Consider the following 16,283-nt stretch of genomic DNA (forward strand, 5'->3'; position numbering starts at 1 on the left):
CTTAGTTTCCTTTACCGGCAACGGCGGCGCTGCTGCTGGCCACGGCGGCGGCGGGCACGGCCTTGGCTGCCGTCAATTCCACTTTCTGCCCATCCTTGAAGGTCGAGCCCGGCGTGCGCAGCACGGTGTCGCCGCTGGCCAGGCCGCTTTGCACTTCCCACTGGCCCGTGCGTACGTCGCGCGCGCCGATGCGCAAATTGACTTTATGCAAGGCCTTGTCCTTGACTTTCCACGTGTAGGTGATGTCGCCCGCCTTCACCAGGGCCGAATCGGGGATCATCAGCGCGCTGACGGTTTCCGTCTCGATGCGCCCTTCCGCATACAGGCCGGCCACGCGCGGCTGTTCCTTGTCGTTGAAATCGACCAGCACGGCCACCTGGCGCGTGACGGCGTTGGCGGCAGGATCGACTCGGCGTACCTTGCCCGCGAAATCCTGGCCCGGATAACCATTGATGCGGAACAGCACGGGCTGGCCCACCTTGACGACGCCGATCTTGTCGGCCGACACCAGGCCTTCGAGGCGCATACTGGTCGGATCGATGACCCTGATCAATTCCTTGCCGATTTGCGCCGTATCGCCATTCGATACCTTGCGCTCGCTCACGATGCCGTCGAACGGCGCACGCACGAGGGTGCGCTGCAACTGCTGGCGGGCCTGGGCGGCACGGCTCTTCGCGGCGGACAGATCGCTCTGTGCATTGTTGCGGCGGATTTCCGCATCTTCCAGCGCCTGCGTCGACGTCATGCCCGAGGCGCGCAGGGTTTTCATGCGCTGGAACATGCGTTCGGACTGTTCCAGCACCTGGCTCGAGGCGCGGCTCGCTTCTTCGGCCGAATTGAGGCTGTCGCGGATGGCCGTTTCGTCCAGGCGCACGAGCACGTCGCCCCGTTTCACGGCTTCGCCATTTTCCTTCAGGACCTGGATCACCACGGCCGACACTTCGGCGCGCAAGTCCGCGTTGCGCTCGGGCTGCACGGAGCCGGTGATGACAGGGCCCGACGCCAGCGCATTGCTCTGGATGGTCAGCAAGTCTTCCGGCGACACGAGCAGATTGACGCTAGCGCCCGCCTGTTCCTTGCCATCCTTGCCAGCGCCTTTGCCAGGATCTTTGGACTCTTTGCCACAAGCGGCCAAGGCAGAAGCGATTGCCAGAACAAACAGGGTTTTGCGCAACATGGGTAATTCTCCGGATAGATAGCGCCACGACCGTCCCGGCGGCCCGGATAGGGCTGCAGGCGATAGCAAGCATTTATTTTTATTAAAACCACAAGCGCCAAAGTATCCATGAGCGCATCCGGGCATGTCAATCGGCCGTTTCCTGTAACGCTTTAATCAATGGATGAAACGTAGTTTTTACGCCCTGAAACGCAAAACCCCGCCTTGAAGCGGGGTTTTGCGTTTCAGGAAAAGCGAACTTAGCGGGCAAACACGTAATTGATCAGGAAACCGATCGCCACGCCCGTGCACAGGCCGCCGGCGATTTCCACCAGGGTATGGCCCATGCGCTCGCGCAAGGTCTTGTGCGCGGCGCTGCCCGCTTCCTTGGCCAGGCGGTTGATGGCGGCCGCCTGCTTGCCCACGTGCTGGCGCAGGCTGTTGGCGTCGATGATGACGATGAAGGCCAACGTCACGGCCACGCCGAAGGCGGGATGACCGATGCCTTCGCGCAAGGCGATCAGCGTGGCCATGCTGGACACGACGGCGCTATGGTTGCTGGGAAAGCCGCCATTGCCGACCAGGCCGAACGCCCATTGCCGCGTGCGGGCACTGTTGATCAGAAATTTGATCGGTCCGACCAGGATCCAGGCGATCAGGGGCGTGACGAGGTAAGCGATATCCACGGGGTATTCCTTCTTATATATATGTAGAGAGTGTGTCTGGGGCTGCGGCAGCCAGACAGGCGCGCCGCAATTATCGCAGATCAACCGCGTTAGCAGAACCGTCCTTCGCCATGCCATAAAAACGCCGCCAGCGACGGCGATCATATAAAATCATGGCATATACAACAATTGACGTATATCAACACTGAGTGCGGCGCGCACAGCGGCGCGGATAATCAAACGTCTTCATACTTGCAACGGGGTCCTCATGCGGCATTTCAGAATTTCCTTTTTAGTCACTTTTATCCTGATGGCGGTGTCGGGCTGGTGGGGTTACAGCCATGGCGGCATGGCCGGCATGATCCAGGCGCTGTGGATCACGGGCGTGCTGGGCATCATGGAAGTGTCGCTGTCGTTCGACAATGCCGTCGTCAACGCCTCGGTCTTGCGCCACTGGAATGAGTTCTGGCAAAAACTGTTCTTGACGGTCGGTATCCTCGTGGCCGTCTTCGGCATGCGGCTGCTGTTCCCGCTCGTCATCGTATCGGTGGCCACGGGCCTGGGCCTGGTCGACGTGTGGACCATGGCCACCACGACGCCGGACGTGTATGCCAAGCACCTGACGGACAACCATGCACAAGTGGCGGCCTTCGGCGGCGCTTTCCTGCTGCTGGTCTTCCTGAACTTCCTGTTCGACGACGAGAAGGAATTGCACTGGCTGGGCTGGGCCGAGGAAAAAGTCAACGCGCTGGGCACCGAAAGCCTGGCCGTGCTGATCACCATGGGCGCCGTAGCGGCCTGCGTGGCGATGGGTCCCGTGGACGAAAAATACAGCGTGCTCGCTTCGGGCATCGTCGGCATCGCCGTCTACATCGGCGTGAACTGGATCAGCGGCTTGCTGGAAGAAGGCGAACCGGACTTGCAGGATGACGCGGAAGAAGGCGCCGCGCCGGCCAAAAACGGCAATGGCGACCTGGTAAAAACGGTGGCGCGCGGCAGTATCGGCGGCTTCCTGTACCTGGAAGTGCTGGACGCCTCGTTCAGCTTTGACGGCGTGATCGGCGCCTTTGCCATCACCAATGACGTCGTCATCATCATGCTGGGCCTGGCCATCGGCGCCATGTTCGTGCGCTCGATGACGGTCTTCCTCGTACACAAGGGTACCCTGGACGAATTCGTCTACCTCGAGCACGGCGCCCATTATGCGATCGGCATCCTCGCCTTGATCATGCTGGCATCCGTCAAGTACCATATTCCGGAATGGTTCACGGGCCTGTCCGGCGTGGCCTTCATCCTCGTCTCGCTGTGGTCATCGCTGCGTTATCGCAAACGGCACGCGGCAGAAGCTTGAAATCGGGGGTTTCGCCCCCAGTTGAAAAAGTAATGGCACGAGCGCCCTGGCGCTCATCCCATGAAGGCATGTTTGAGTCAATTATTGAAAAGGAGCACCACATGGCAATCAGTTTGCAAAAAGGCGGCAACGTCAACCTGAGCAAGGAAGCACCGAACCTGAAGAAGATCATCGTCGGCCTCGGCTGGGATCCTCGTTCGACGGACGGCGCCACCTTCGACCTTGACGGTAGCGCGTTCCTCCTGAAAAGCGACGGCAAAGTCCGTGGCGACTCTGACTTCATCTTCTACAACAACCTGAAGTCGACCGACGGTTCCGTCGTCCACACGGGCGACAACACCACGGGCGAAGGCGAAGGCGACGATGAGCGCATCGAAATCGACCTGTCGCGCGTGCCGGCCGACATCGACCGCATCAGCGTCACCGTCACCATTCACGACGCCGACGCGCGCCGCCAGAACTTCGGCATGGTCTCGAAAGCCTTCATCCGCTGCCTGAACGCGGAAGGCGAAAAAGAAATCGCCCGCTACGACCTGTCCGAAGACAGCTCGACGGAAACGGCGATGATCTTTGGCGAAATCTACCGCTACAACGGCGAATGGAAGTTCAAGGCCATCGGCCAAGGCTTCAACGGCGGCCTGGGCCCACTAGCCCGTTCGTTCGGCGTCAACGCCTAATTCACGCTCGTTAAACCTACTGCGCCGCTCACTTTCGGGCCTGCGTTGCTCGCTACCTCGGCGGTCCCGTACCTCCGTACAGCTGCGCGACTTAACCCGAAATCGAGCTTGCTCGCTACGGTTTTCCGAGGTGAATTATCTTAATGTCATATCATTGCTGCCGCCTGCACAGTTCAGGCGGCTTTTTTTTGGAGATTTATCATGCCAGTATTTAGTGTCACCGGCGACGTCGATCCATTCCTGCACGTCAGCATGAAGCAGGGCGAAACCATCTATTGCGAATCCGATGCGATGGTGATGATGGAGACGGCGCTGGACTTGAAAGGCAAGATGACGGGCGGCTTGGGCAGCGCCATCATGCGCCGCTTCGCGAATGGCGAATCGTTCTTCCAGCAGCACATCGAAGCGGTGCGCGGCAGCGGCGACTGCCTGCTCTCGCCCACCCTGCCGGGCGCCATCGAAGTGGTCGACGTGGGCGCGCGCCAGTACCTGCTCAACGACGGCGCCTTTGTCGCCGCCACTTCGGGCACGGAAATGAAGGTGCGCACGCAAAGCATCGGCAACGCCTTGTTCGCCCAGTCGGGCGGCTTCTTCGTCATGGAGACGGCCGGCACGGGACAAGTGGTGGTGTCGGGCTTCGGCTCCATGTTCCAGCTCGACGTCGAGCCGGGCAAGGATGTCGTGATCGACAATTCCCACGTCGTCTGCTGGGACAGCAGCCTGAAATACGAGATTTCCGTGACCACGGGCGGCGGCGCGAGCGGCGGCGGCATCGGCGGCTTCCTCGGCAATATCGTCAACAGCGTGACCAGCGGCGAAGGCATCGTGCTGCGCTTTTCCGGCTCGGGCAAGGTCTTCATCTGCTCGCGCAACCGCGACGCGTTCCTGAAGTGGACAGCGTCTGGCAAAGCCGGCTGATTTCCTCCTTCTAAGGCCAGGTTAAGTCTGGTCGTTTAGAATCCCCGCGCGCGCACCTGCGCGCGGCTTCCCTATTTCCACCCGGTCCCCGTACATGCAAAGAGTCTGGTTCAACAAAACATTTTCCTCGGTCGGCACGGCCATGCGTCTGATCCGCGAGGCCGACATGGCCGCGACAAACGGCGCCCCCCGCTATCACATCGTGTGCAGCAATACGAACGCGCACGCGGCCGCCTTCCTGTCGGCCCACGAATACGCGGTCGAACCGTCGGGCCTCACAGGCCTCAATTATGTCGAGTGGTGCCTGGAATTTTGCCGCGAGCGGGGCATCACGATTTTCTGGCCCGGCAAGGAAGCGGGCCTGATCGGCAGCGCCAGCGCGCGCTTCGCCGCCATCGGCACGCGCGTGCTCAGCGTGGCAAGCGAAGACACCCTGACCCTGATGCACGACAAGGCGCGCTTCTGCGACGGTCTCGACCTGCCGATGGCGCGCCCGGCCGACTACCGCGCCGTGACCACCATCGCCGAATACGACGCCGCCTACGCCGAACTGCGCCCGCTGCATCGCAAGCTGTGCATCAAGCCGTCCGAATCCGTGTATGCCCTGGGCTTTGCCATTCTCGATGAGGAGCGCACCAGCGCCCAGCTGCTGCTGGCCGGCGCCGCCTACCAGATCAATGCGCAGGAGCTGCGCGCGGGCCTGGCGCAGATGGCATCGTTCAAGACACTGCTGCTGATGGAATACCTCGACGGCCACGAATACAGCGCCGACTGCGTGGCAGACCAGGGCAAGCTCGTTTGCGCCGTACCGCGCAAGAAGCTGCATGGCGGCGGCAGCGGCCAGCTGATCGAACTGCGCGACGACCTGCTGGCGGCTTGCGAGAAACTGGCACGCGACTACCGCCTGAATGGCGTCTTCAACATCCAGCTCCGCGAAGGCGCGCATGGCCTGGCGCTGCTGGAGATCAACCCGCGCATGTCGGGCGGCATCGGCATGGCTTGCGCGGCCGGCCCCAACCTGCCCTACCTGGCGCTGGCCGGTTTCGACCAGGGCTTTGACAAGCTCACCGTGCCCGCCGTCCAGGAAGGCATGCGCGTGGGCGAAGCCGCCTACGCCGTGGAGCTGCCATGAACATCGTCAAGCAGCAGATGCCCACGGGCGAGCTGACCTTGACAGTGGACGAGGCGCGCTTTCCGCTGGACTGGCTGATCGGCTTTGCCGCGCGCGCCAACGCCAAGCGCGGCTTCCTGTTCCTGTCCAAGGTGCTGGGCAAGCACTGGCCCGTCACGCCGCGCGCCATGCAAACCATCCACGACGACCTGGCCGCGCAGATTCCTCCCAGCCTGCCCGGTCCCGTCGTCTTCATCGCCATGGCGGAAACGGCCGTCGGCCTGGGCCAGGGCGTGTTCGAGGCATGGCTGCGCGCCAATCCGAATGGCAAGGCCCTGTTCTTGCACAGCTCGCGCTACCGCGTGGGCACGGTGCCCTTCTTCGAATTCGAGGAATCGCACAGCCACGCGCCGCGCCAGTTCCTGCATTTGTCGGACGCGGCCAGCGCCCTGTTTTCCACGGCGCGCAGCCTGGTACTGATCGACGATGAAGCGTCGACCGGCAACACCTTCGCCAACCTGGTGCAAGTGTGCCGCGCGCGTTACCCGCAGCTGGAAAAACTGCACCTGGGCGTGATCACCAATTTCATGGGCCAGGCCGCCAACGCGGGCTTGAGCGAGCGTTTCGGCCTGCCCACCAGCATCGGCGCAGCGCTCTCCGGCCAGTATGCATTCCAGGCCGGCGACGCGCCGGCTCCCGTGGCGGCCAGCGCGCAACGCTTCGAGGCAAATGCGGAACGGGGCGCCAGCCCCGCGTTCGGCCGCATCGGCGTGGGGCGCGCCCTGGCGCCGCCGCAAGGCCTGGCCGTGCAGCTGGCGCAGGAAATCGGTGCCGGCGACTCCGTGCTCGTATTGGGTACGGGCGAATTCATGCACCCTTCGTTTTTGCTGGCGCGCGAACTCGAAGCGCTGGGCAAGAACGTCGTAGTGCAATCGACCACGCGCTCGCCGATTTTGTCGTGGGGCTCCGTCGGCCACATCGTCAACTGCGACGACAACTACGGCGAAGGCATCGCCAACTACCTGTACAACGTGGCGCCTGGCCAGTACCAGCACGTTTTCATCTGCCATGAAACCCCGGCCAGCCCGGCCCTCATGCAACTCGCCGGCCAGTTGAACGGCCGCCTGTTCCACTTTCAGTCAGAGACCAAAATTGAAGAAATTCCTGTTTGTTGATCTGGACGACACACTGTTCCAGACCCCGAAAAAATGCCCGGGCGAGACCGACCTGCAAGCGGCCGCCTATTTGAAAAATGGCGACGCCTGTTCGTTTACGACGGCGCGCCAGCGCGCCTTCTTTGAATTCGCGCAAAGCGGCATGACCCTGATACCCGCCACGGCCAGGAATGGCGACGCCTTCCGCAGAGTCGACCTGCCGTTTACCAGCTACAGCGTGCTCGATTACGGCGGCATCGTGCTGCAGCCGGGCGGCGCGCTCGATGCGGGCTGGCTGGCCCTGATGCAGAACGACATGCAGACAGCCTTGCCCGGCCTGCGGGACGCCATGCGCATCATCGACGATTTCCAGGCCAAGGCGGGCATGCCTTCGCGCGCGCGCCTGATCGAAGACTACAACACGCCGTTCTACATCGTCGTCAAGGACCATGAAGCGCGCGGCGAACGCCTGGCCGACATCGAAGAGCAGGTGCTGCAGCAGTGGATCGCCACCGAAGGTTCCGACTACTTCATCCACCGCAACGGCAACAACCTGGCCGTGCTGCCGAAAACCTTGAACAAGGCCCGCGCCGTGGCCTACCTGCGCGCGGAACTGGAAGCCGAACATGGCCCCATCGTCAGCTTCGGCATGGGCGACAGCCGTTCGGACGCGCGCTTCATGGCCGCCTGCGACTACGCCATCATCCCCAACGGCACCCAGCTGGCGGCACTCACGGTGGCGGCGCTATGACCGAAGGCACGCAGCATTTCAGCGGCAGCTACCGCCAGGAAGACGTGGAATTTCTGCTCACGCCGATGGCGCTAGAACCCATCCTCGACCTGGCCGAAAAAGAGCGTTTGATCCAGTCGGGCCAGCGCCACTACAGCGAAATGCTGTCGCCCGAGTCCTTGCCTTCGCCCGCCTACCTGGCCCTGTTCCAGAGCGCGTTTGCGGCCAACCGCCTGCAGATGGCGCGCGACTGCCTGCGCCTGGCAGCCCTGATCGCGGCGCGCCGCACGGGTTCCATCACCCTGGTGTCGCTGGCGCGCGCCGGCACGCCCGTGGGCGTCATCCTGGGCCACTTGCTGCGCCAGGTGTTCCAGCGCGAATGCCAGCATTATTCCGTCTCCATCATCCGCGACCGCGGCATCGATGCGAACGCCCTGCAGCACATCCTGGCGCAGGGCCATGCAGCCGACTCCCTCGTCTTCGTCGACGGCTGGACGGGCAAGGGCGTGATTTCGCGCGAACTGCGCCAGACGGTCAATGACTTCAATGCCGCGCATGGCACGGCGATCGACGGCGGCCTGTTCGTGCTGTCCGACCTGGCCGGCACGGCCGCCTGCGCCGCCTCGGCCAGCGACTATCTGATCCCGTCGAGCATTCTGAATGCCACCGTCTCGGGGCTCGTGAGCCGCTCCGTGCTCAACGAAGCCATAGCCCCCGGCGACTTCCACGGCTGCGTGTACTACGCGCAATTCGAGCAGCACGACCAGTCGCGCGCTTTCGCCGACGGCCTGGTGGCCGACGCCGTGGCCATTGCCGCCAGCAGCGGCGTGCCGCTGGCCGAAGCGAGCGATGCGCCAGCCATGGCGGCCCGCTCGCAAGCCTACATGGCTGCCACGCAGCAGGAATACGGCATCAGCGACATCAATCTGATCAAGCCCGGCATCGGCGAAGCGACGCGCGTGCTGCTGCGCCGCGTGCCCGAGCGCCTGATCGTGCGCGACACGAATGCGCCGGACGTGGCACATTTGCTGCTTCTGGCGCAGGAAAAAGCCATACCCGTCACAGTAGAACCGGCGCTGCCTTACCAGGCGGTCGCCCTTATCAGGAGCGCAGTCGATGGATAACAACTCCCTACACCCACAAAGCGAGCATAAAGCGGCGCTCGGCGCCTCCATGTATGTGCCGACCACGCACAAGGACTTGCTGGCGATCGCCAATGGCGACAAATTCAGCCATTTGCGCTCGGTGATCCTTTGCACCGAAGACGCCATCGCGGAACGCGACCTCAGTTACGCGCTGTTCAACCTGTCGCTGGCGCTGCAAAACATGTGCGACGAATCGGATACCTTGCGCTTCGTGCGCGTGCGTAATCTCGACGTGCTGGCGCGCGTGCTGGCCATGCCGGGCGCTGACAAATTGAGCGGCTTCGTGCTGCCGAAATCCACGCGCAGCAATTTCAACGCGTATTTCGAGCTGGTGCGCCACACGCACCATCTGCTGATGCCGACCCTGGAAACGGCGGAAGTGTTCGACGACGAGGAAATGAAGCAGTTCCGCATCATCCTGTCCGCGCCGGAAGTGCGGCGCCGCATCCTGGCGCTGCGCATCGGCGGCAACGATCTGCTGGCCCTGCTGGGATTACGCCGCCCGACCAGCGGCACCATCTACCAGACGCCGCTGGGCCAGGTCATCGGCCGCCTGGTGACGATCTTCAAGCCACACGGCTTCCAGCTGACGGCGCCTGTCTTCGAGCACCTGTCGCAGAGCAGCTGGCTCGACGCCGAAGTGGCGCAGGACATGGCGCACGGCATGATCGCCAAGACCGCCATCCACCCGGACCAGGTGCCGCAGATCGAGCGCCACTACCAGGTGGCGCAATCGGACATCGAACTGGCGCTGCGCATCATCGACCCGGACAGCCCGGCCGTGTTCCGCATGCAGGAATCGATGTGCGAAGTGGCGACCCATTCCAGCTGGGCGCTGCGCATCATCGAGCAGGCGCGCCTGTTCGGCATCCGCCATGCGGCCGATGGCGCCGCCGCGCACCATCCGACTACCTCATTGACTCAACTCTCAAGCGACGAAGGGATTGCACGACCATGACCAATTTCACACGCGGACAAAAAGGCAAACTGGCGGACCTGGGCTTGAACGGCCCGTTTGCCGTCACGCTCGATATCGTTTCGGGTTCGATGGAAGTGGACGTCAGCTGCTTCGGCGTCGATGCGGCCGGCAAGCTGTCGGACGACCGCTACATGGTGTTCTACAACCAGAAAAGCGCACCGGACAACGCCGTCACGGTGGAGCTGAACGGTCCCCGCTCCACCTTCCAGGTCGACCTTTCCCGCCTGCCCGCCTCGATCGACAAGCTGGTATTCACGGCGGCGACGGAACAGGGCAGCATGCGCGCGCTGGGCAACTCCAGCATGGCGCTGGGCCCGGCGGCCACGTTTGCCTTCACGGGCAATGACTTCCAGGACGAGAAAGCCGTGATCATCGGCGAACTGTATCGCCGCGACGGCAGCTGGCGCTTCGGCGCCGTGGGCCAGGGTTTCGCCGGTGGCCTGTCGGCCCTGCTGAAGCACTTTGGCGGCAGCGAGGCCGCTTCGTCTTCCCCTGCGCCGGCTCCAGTCCCCACGCCAGCGGCCCCGCCTGCGGCGAATAAAATCTCGCTGTCGAAAATCCGCCTGGAAAAGCGCGGCGACAAGATCTCGCTCGACAAGCGCGACAGCGGCGGCTATGGCCGCATCAAGGTCAACCTGAACTGGAACCAGAACGCGTCGCAAGGGCAAGCGCCCGCATCGAAACTGGACACGGGCTTCCTGGGCAAGCTGTTCAACAAGCCGGCCGGCCGTTCGGGCGGCATCGACCTCGATATCGGCTGCCTGTTTGAAATGAGCAATGGCAGCAAAAGCGCCGTGCAGGCGCTGGGCAACAGCTGGGGCGCCTACGACCGTCCGCCCTACATCCATCTGGAAGGCGACGACCGCACGGGCAGCATCAGCAGCGGTGAAAACATCTTCATCAACGGCACCCATTTCGACCAGATCAAGCGCGTGCTCGTCTACGCCTTCATCTACGAAGGCGTGCCGAACTGGGCCGCCACCGATGGCGTCGTGACGATCGAGATTCCAGGCCAGCCTACAGTGGAAGTGCGCCTCGACAGCGACAGCCAGCACGCCATGTGCGCCATCGCCATGCTGGAAAACCACGGCGGCAACCTGCAGGTGACAAAATTGGTGGAATACTTCGGCGGCCAAGGTAAAATCACGGCGCACCAGGCCATGGACGAAAGATATAACTTTGGCTTGAACTGGAAAGCCGGACGGAAAGACTAACTCTTTCTCCAACTAAACAATTCACCCCCTAACATGACCCCTACGACCAAAAAAGTCACCTTCGCCTTTGCCATCTTCCTCGTGGCCGGCTTCCTGCTGCTGGCAGCCTACACGTGGATGGCCCTCAGCTTCTCGTACTCGGAAGGCGAACGGGCGGGCTACCTGCAAAAGTTCTCCAAGCGGGGCTGGATCTGCAAGACATGGGAGGGGGAATTGCTGCTGACGGCGCTGCCGGGTACCATTCCGGAAAAATTCCAGTTCAGCGTGCGCGATGAAGACGTGGCGAAGCAATTGACGGCCGCCGCCGGCAAGCGCATCCTCGTCACCTACAGCCAGCACAAGGGCGTGCCCACGCAATGCTTCGGCGAGACGGAATATTTTGCCGATAAAGTCGTATTGAGCCAGTAACACCGCAATTTCGCAGCATCGCGCCGGCCGGCCCTTCCAGGCCGGCGCCTCCCTCCCGCCTCATCGCTGGCGCGCCTCACACATTCTCACTTTCTTATACACTTGTGATGAGTTCTGGCCGGTACAGTCCATAAATGTAGCCAATGTGCAAGATACTTGCGCAATCGCATGATGCTCCGCCAGACGACCGTTAGCGTGTATTCACCTCTGTCACTGGAAACGTCATGCGCCTGCCATACACCGTCCTGGCCCTGCTGGCCGCCGCCCTCCCCCTGTCTGCCCGGGCACAGGATATCTCCGGCATGGCCGGCGCCCTGAAAGTGCACTCGACCAATGAACGCACCTTTGTCGGCGCCATCAGCTACACGCAGCCGGTGGGCAATTACAATGCGGTGAGCCTGTCGTATATCAACGAGGGGCATCCGGAAGACCATCACCGCGACGGCATGGCGGGCCAGGTGTGGCTGCGCACGAAAAACGTGGACCAGGGACTGATGCTGGGTGCCGGCATCGGCCGCTATTTTTTCTTCGACACGGCCAAGACGGACGAAGCGCCGCACAATTTCGACAATGACCACGGCTGGGGTTCCATCGCCAGCCTGCAGGCGCGCTGGCAATTCGACAACCGCTGGTATGCCTTGGCCCAGGTCAACCGCATCCGCCCCAGCGGCAAGGACACCACCACGCACCTGCTGATCGGCGCCGGCTACCGCTATGACGGCGTGCCGGGCGCCAAGCTGCACCTGCAGAACTGGGCATACGACGATACCTTGACCCTATCGACAGGCCACACCATCGTCAACAGCTTCCGCTCCGAATCCTCGCGCCCGTTCACCCTGGAATACCGGCGCGCAGCGGGAAAATACGTGGACTGGAGCGCCACCGTCATCGACGAAGGCAGCACGGCGCTGGCGCACCGGCGCGGCGCGGCCGCCCAGCTGTGGCTGATCCGCTCGCTCAATGAAAAGGTGGAATTCGGCATGGGCGCGGGGCCCTACGTGGCCTGGGACGGCCGCGACACCCAGGGCCACGACACGCGCCTGACAGGCTTGCTGTCAGCCGTGGCCCGCTACCACGTCAACCGTCACTGGCTGGCGCAAGTGGCGTGGAACCGGGTGGTAACCGATTACCACCGCGATGCCGATGTGTTGCTGGTGGGCGTGGGCAGGAAGTTTTAAACGTTCCAGCCTAGCGCGAACGCCACACGGCTCCCGCGTCATTCGGCTGCGTCAATCTCTCGATCACTTCCCGCGTCAAACTGGCCGAGCTGACTTGTTCGGCTTTCGCGCGGGCGGCGGTCAGGGAGCTGGAAAACGCGCTTTGCGGCTGCTCCAGGCTGGCGCGCAGGGCGGCCAGTTCGCGCTCCTGCTGCTGCGCGCGCTCCATTTCCCGTTCCAGCAATTGCTGCTTGGCGGCCGCCATCGCACGCGTCGTCTCGGCCGCCTTGCGCTGCAGGGCCGCATGGGCCTGGGCGCTGGCCAGCAAAGCTTGCTGCGCGTCGAGTTTCTCGCTGGCCGCTTGTTGCGCGGCCAGTTCCAGCTGCTCGCGCTGGCGCATGGCGTCGAGCGCCTGCTGTTCCATGGCGGCGCGCGTTTCGGCGGCTGCCGTCGCCTGCTTTTCCGCTTCCAGGCGGCCAGCGATGGCTTGCGAGGCGCGCTCTTCGGCGCTGCTGGTCTGGCGCTGCTGCACCAGTTTTTGCGCGATCAGGGCCAGCGACTCGCGTTCGGCCGCGACGAAATCGCGCTCGGACGCCAGCAGCGCATCGGCCGCTTGCGCCTTGTCTTCTTCCACGCGGGCGCGCTCGCTATGTACCTGTCCCAGTTCCACGGCCAGGCGCGCCTGCGCCTGCACGGCTAACGCTGCGGCGGCCTTTTTTTCGCCTTCGACCAGGGCCTGGTCCATCAGGATGCGGATGGCGTCGGCCTCCTTTTGCGCCGCCTCCCGCAAAGCCTGTTCGGCCGCGTGCTGGCCGCGCAGCAGTTCCGCTTGCGCGCCTTCGGCGGCGATGCGTTCCTGCGCCGCGTTGAATGCCAGCGCTTCGGCTTCCAGTTTTTCTTTCAAGGCGGCGATGGCGGCTTGTTCCGCGGCCAGGCGTTCCTGCTCCGCTTGCAGCAGCTGCTCCGCCTGACGGGCTTTTTCCTGCGCCAGTTGCGACGTTTGCTCCTGCACAGCCAATGTCGCCTTGCCGGCATCGACTTCGGCTTGCTCGGCTTCATTCTGGCTGGCGGCCAGTTCCGATGCCTGGCGCGCCAGTTCGGCGCGTTCTTGCGCCAGGCTGGCGGCGCGCTGCTGCTCTTCCAGTTCGCGGGCGGCGGCCACGGCGGCCGCCTGCTCGGCCGCTTCGCGTGCCTTGGTTTCTTCGAGGGCCGCCGTTTCCGCTTCCAGCTTGGCGTGGCCGGCGATTTCCGCATCCTGTTCGGCGGCCACCCGGGCCAGCGCCACGGCGCGCAGCTGGCGGTCCACCTCGATGCGTGCCTCGGTGGCGGCAAGGATGCGCACGTCGGCATCGCGGCGCGCCTGCGCGCTGGCCACGGCGACCATTTCCAGGCGCTCGCGGTGGATGGCCGCGTCGCGCAATTCCTTTTCCGTCTGCAGGCGCAAACGCAGCGATTGCGCCGCATGACGTTCCGATTCCGCCTGCGCCAAGGCGATGGCTTCGCGTTCCTGTTCCAGGTGCGCCAGCGCGCGCGCTTCTTCCAGGGCGCGCACTTCGGCGGCGGCGCGGTTGAAGGCCGATTCCAGCGCGATCTGGTCGGCGCGCTCGCGCTGCACCGTCAAGTCCAGCGCTTCGCTTTCCGCTTCGGCCAGCATCTGCGCCGTCTGGCGCGCGCCGTGCGCATGGCGCTCGCGTTCACGCGCCAGCACGGCCACTCGTGCATCGGCCGAGGCGATGCCCACCATTTCTTCCTTGGCCGCCTGCACGGCGGCGACGCGCTCGACGGCCTGCAGGCGCGCCTGCTCCGTCTGCACTTGCAATTCTTCGGCGGCGCGGGCGGCCTGCTCGGCCAGTTCCGACTGCACGGCCACCTGTTCGCTGGCGCGCAAGCGGCTTTCCTGCTCGGCGCGCGAACGCTGTTCGGCGGCCAGGCGGATTTCGTTATCGGACTCCACGCGGGCGCGCAGTTCGGCCGTCTCCTGCTTGACGGCTTCCAGGCGGGCCACGCTCGCTTGCGCGGCGGCGCGCATGGTATCGAGACGTTCGCGGTTGGCGGCAATCGCTTCTTCGGCTGCCTGCGCATTTTGCTGGGCGGCGGCGGCGGCGGCCGCGTCGATGGCGGCGCGATCCTCGGCCAGCGAGCGCACGCGCGCCTCGGCCAGGGCCCGGCTTTCGGCGGCGCAGGTAGCTTTCGCTTCCGCTTCCACGCGGGCAATCGCCTCGTGGATGGCTTTCAATTCCATTTTCTGGCGTTCGACGGCGGGCGCCTTGCTGTCGGCTTCGACTGCCGCCTCGGCCTGCGGTTCGGCTTGCAGTGCGGGCGTGATGGCGGCAGCAGGCGCTTCCGCCTTGCTTTCCAGGTCCTTGAAATCATGCAGCGAGACGATGCTGTCCTGGTCGAACTCGTCGTCGGCGGAATACGCGACGGTGAGGGAGGCGGCCTGGCGCTGATTTTGCTGTGCTTGCATGATTTCTCGCTTGTTCGGGTGAATTCCGTTGCTTCTAGGAATTTATTAGCACCATTATCGAACAGGCATGCACAAATCAGCGCGGCAAGAAGAGCGCCTTTTACCGCCCTTTTCGGGCGTTTAGGTCAAACAGGCCACAATGGCGCTTCGTCCATCAACGCCACCTGCTCCCTGAGTTCCAGGATGCGGTCCTGCCAATAACGCTGCGTGTTAAACCACGGGAAGGCGACGGGGAAGGCGGGGTCGTCCCAACGGCGCGCCAGCCAGGCCGAATAGTGGATCAAGCGCAGGGTGCGCAGCGCTTCGACCAGGTACAACTGGCGCGGGTCGAAATCGCAAAAGTCTTCGTAGCCGGCCAGGATGTCGCTCATCTGACGCACCTGGTCGCTGCGCTCGCCCGACAGCATCATCCACAGGTCCTGGATGGCCGGTCCCATGCGGCTATCGTCGAAATCGACGAAATGGGGGCCGGCGTCCGTCCACAGCACATTGCCGCCATGGCAATCGCCGTGCGTGCGCAGCATGGCCACGTCGCCCGCGCGGTCATAGCAGCGCTTGACGCCGTCGAGCGCCTGCTGCGCCACGCTGGAATAGGCGGCCAGCAGCTCGGGCGGCAGGAAATTGCCTTCCAATAGAAACTCGCGCGGTTCGACGCCAAACGTCTGGTGATCGAGCGCCGGCCGTTCCTTGTAGGTCGACAGCGCCCCGACGGCGTGGATGCGGCCGATGAAGCGCCCTATCCATTCCAGCGTGGCCGGGTCGTCCAGCTCGGGCGCGCGGCCGCCATGGCGGGGGAAGACGGCAAAGCGGAAGCCCTGGTACTGGTGCAGGGTGCTGCCGTTGATTTCCAGCGCCGGCACCACCTGGATTTCGCGCTCGACCAGCTCGGACACGAACGCGTGCTCTTCCAGGATGGCCGTATCGCTCCAGCGCGCGGGACGGTAAAACTTGGCCACCAGCGGCGCGCTGTCTTCGATGCCCACCTGGTAGACGCGGTTTTCATAGCTGTTCAAGGCCAGCAGGCGGCCATCGCCGCGCAGCCCCACGCTGTCGAGCGCGTCGAGCACGCAATCGGGGCTCAGGGCGGAAAAGGGATGGACGGGCCGGTCGTCCTCGTGCGGCTGGTTTTCATTGTGCATAAGCGACATTGT

15 protein-coding genes are annotated in these 16,283 nt (G+C 63.7%); 11 read left to right on the plus strand and 4 right to left on the minus strand.

Annotation, left to right across the window (positions count from 1 at the left end):
• Position 1: 1 nt before the first annotated feature.
• Both AC54AG_RS24155 and AC54AG_RS24160 read right to left on the minus strand, forming a co-directional pair.
• Positions 2–1,177 (minus strand): efflux RND transporter periplasmic adaptor subunit, encoded by a 1,176-nt coding sequence (locus tag AC54AG_RS24155; protein WP_034759252.1) that lies wholly within the window; start codon positions 1,175–1,177, stop codon positions 2–4.
• 239 nt (positions 1,178–1,416) lie between these two features.
• Complete coding sequence (locus AC54AG_RS24160; RefSeq protein ID WP_070300871.1) at positions 1,417–1,842, minus strand: divergent PAP2 family protein; 426 nt, start codon at positions 1,840–1,842, stop codon at positions 1,417–1,419.
• 247 nt (positions 1,843–2,089) lie between these two features.
• Between AC54AG_RS24160 and AC54AG_RS24165 the strand changes: the two genes are divergently transcribed.
• The 11 genes from AC54AG_RS24165 (at position 2,090) to AC54AG_RS24215 (ending at position 12,686) form a co-directional block, all read left to right on the plus strand.
• Positions 2,090–3,172: a DUF475 domain-containing protein gene (locus AC54AG_RS24165; protein ID WP_331778922.1), complete on the plus strand. Its 1,083-nt coding sequence runs from the start codon at positions 2,090–2,092 to the stop codon at positions 3,170–3,172.
• Positions 3,173–3,273: 101 nt separating this feature from the next.
• On the plus strand, positions 3,274–3,849 hold the full coding sequence (locus tag AC54AG_RS24170) for a TerD family protein (protein WP_034759261.1): 576 nt from the start codon (positions 3,274–3,276) through the stop codon (positions 3,847–3,849).
• Positions 3,850–4,050: 201 nt separating this feature from the next.
• A complete protein-coding gene (locus AC54AG_RS24175; protein ID WP_034759265.1) occupies positions 4,051–4,767 on the plus strand; it encodes a TIGR00266 family protein in 717 nt (238 codons plus the stop codon).
• Between the two features lie 94 nt (positions 4,768–4,861).
• Positions 4,862–5,899 carry an ATP-grasp domain-containing protein gene (locus AC54AG_RS24180; protein ID WP_496631761.1) on the plus strand — a complete coding sequence of 346 codons (1,038 nt, stop codon included), beginning with the start codon at positions 4,862–4,864 and terminating at the stop codon, positions 5,897–5,899.
• The gene (locus tag AC54AG_RS24185) at positions 5,896–7,053 is read left to right on the plus strand and encodes a phosphoribosyltransferase domain-containing protein (protein WP_072456304.1); all 1,158 of its coding nucleotides are present in this window, start codon (positions 5,896–5,898) and stop codon (positions 7,051–7,053) included. Before AC54AG_RS24180 ends, AC54AG_RS24185 begins: the two co-directional genes overlap by 4 nt.
• Positions 7,031–7,783 carry an HAD family hydrolase gene (locus AC54AG_RS24190; protein ID WP_034759274.1) on the plus strand — a complete coding sequence of 251 codons (753 nt, stop codon included), beginning with the start codon at positions 7,031–7,033 and terminating at the stop codon, positions 7,781–7,783. Before AC54AG_RS24185 ends, AC54AG_RS24190 begins: the two co-directional genes overlap by 23 nt.
• Positions 7,780–8,886: a cysteine protease StiP family protein gene (locus AC54AG_RS24195; protein ID WP_496631762.1), complete on the plus strand. Its 1,107-nt coding sequence runs from the start codon at positions 7,780–7,782 to the stop codon at positions 8,884–8,886. Before AC54AG_RS24190 ends, AC54AG_RS24195 begins: the two co-directional genes overlap by 4 nt.
• Complete coding sequence (locus AC54AG_RS24200) at positions 8,879–9,865, plus strand: HpcH/HpaI aldolase/citrate lyase family protein (protein WP_496631763.1); 987 nt, start codon at positions 8,879–8,881, stop codon at positions 9,863–9,865. The genes AC54AG_RS24195 and AC54AG_RS24200 overlap by 8 nt, the downstream gene beginning before the upstream one ends.
• Positions 9,862–11,100, plus strand: a complete 1,239-nt coding sequence (locus AC54AG_RS24205) for a TerD family protein (protein ID WP_496631764.1) — start codon at positions 9,862–9,864, stop codon at positions 11,098–11,100. Before AC54AG_RS24200 ends, AC54AG_RS24205 begins: the two co-directional genes overlap by 4 nt.
• Before the next feature lie 33 nt (positions 11,101–11,133).
• Positions 11,134–11,508 (plus strand): DUF8785 domain-containing protein, encoded by a 375-nt coding sequence (locus tag AC54AG_RS24210; protein ID WP_034759290.1) that lies wholly within the window; start codon positions 11,134–11,136, stop codon positions 11,506–11,508.
• A gap of 224 nt (positions 11,509–11,732) precedes the next feature.
• Positions 11,733–12,686, plus strand: coding sequence for a hypothetical protein (locus AC54AG_RS24215; RefSeq protein ID WP_496631765.1), 954 nt, complete (start codon positions 11,733–11,735; stop codon positions 12,684–12,686).
• A 10-nt stretch (positions 12,687–12,696) separates the two neighbouring features.
• On the opposite strand, the gene AC54AG_RS24220 is transcribed toward AC54AG_RS24215, so the two are convergent.
• Positions 12,697–15,132 (minus strand): coiled-coil domain-containing protein, encoded by a 2,436-nt coding sequence (locus AC54AG_RS24220; protein WP_496631766.1) that lies wholly within the window; start codon positions 15,130–15,132, stop codon positions 12,697–12,699.
• A gap of 125 nt (positions 15,133–15,257) precedes the next feature.
• Positions 15,258–16,271 (minus strand): serine/threonine protein kinase, encoded by a 1,014-nt coding sequence (locus AC54AG_RS24225; RefSeq protein ID WP_034759315.1) that lies wholly within the window; start codon positions 16,269–16,271, stop codon positions 15,258–15,260.
• Between the last annotated feature and the right edge of the window lie 12 nt (positions 16,272–16,283).

It is taken from the genome of Janthinobacterium sp. BCJ23, assembly GCF_059617945.1.

What these genes read in the sequence shown, in the direction of transcription:
- AC54AG_RS24170 (WP_034759261.1), top strand. Translation starts at nt 3,274, where the DNA reads ATGGCAATCAGTTTGCAAAAAGGCGGCAACGTCAACCTGAGCAAGGAA.
- AC54AG_RS24175 (WP_034759265.1), top strand. Translation starts at nt 4,051, where the DNA reads ATGCCAGTATTTAGTGTCACCGGCGACGTCGATCCATTCCTGCACGTC.
- AC54AG_RS24200 (WP_496631763.1), top strand. Translation starts at nt 8,879, where the DNA reads ATGGATAACAACTCCCTACACCCACAAAGCGAGCATAAAGCGGCGCTC.
- AC54AG_RS24195 (WP_496631762.1), top strand. Translation starts at nt 7,780, where the DNA reads ATGACCGAAGGCACGCAGCATTTCAGCGGCAGCTACCGCCAGGAAGAC.
- AC54AG_RS24185 (WP_072456304.1), top strand. Translation starts at nt 5,896, where the DNA reads ATGAACATCGTCAAGCAGCAGATGCCCACGGGCGAGCTGACCTTGACA.
- AC54AG_RS24205 (WP_496631764.1), top strand. Translation starts at nt 9,862, where the DNA reads ATGACCAATTTCACACGCGGACAAAAAGGCAAACTGGCGGACCTGGGC.
- AC54AG_RS24155 (WP_034759252.1), bottom strand. Translation starts at nt 1,177, where the DNA reads ATGTTGCGCAAAACCCTGTTTGTTCTGGCAATCGCTTCTGCCTTGGCC.
- AC54AG_RS24165 (WP_331778922.1), top strand. Translation starts at nt 2,090, where the DNA reads ATGCGGCATTTCAGAATTTCCTTTTTAGTCACTTTTATCCTGATGGCG.
- AC54AG_RS24225 (WP_034759315.1), bottom strand. Translation starts at nt 16,271, where the DNA reads ATGCACAATGAAAACCAGCCGCACGAGGACGACCGGCCCGTCCATCCC.
- AC54AG_RS24215 (WP_496631765.1), top strand. Translation starts at nt 11,733, where the DNA reads ATGCGCCTGCCATACACCGTCCTGGCCCTGCTGGCCGCCGCCCTCCCC.
- AC54AG_RS24220 (WP_496631766.1), bottom strand. Translation starts at nt 15,132, where the DNA reads ATGCAAGCACAGCAAAATCAGCGCCAGGCCGCCTCCCTCACCGTCGCG.
- AC54AG_RS24210 (WP_034759290.1), top strand. Translation starts at nt 11,134, where the DNA reads ATGACCCCTACGACCAAAAAAGTCACCTTCGCCTTTGCCATCTTCCTC.
- AC54AG_RS24180 (WP_496631761.1), top strand. Translation starts at nt 4,862, where the DNA reads ATGCAAAGAGTCTGGTTCAACAAAACATTTTCCTCGGTCGGCACGGCC.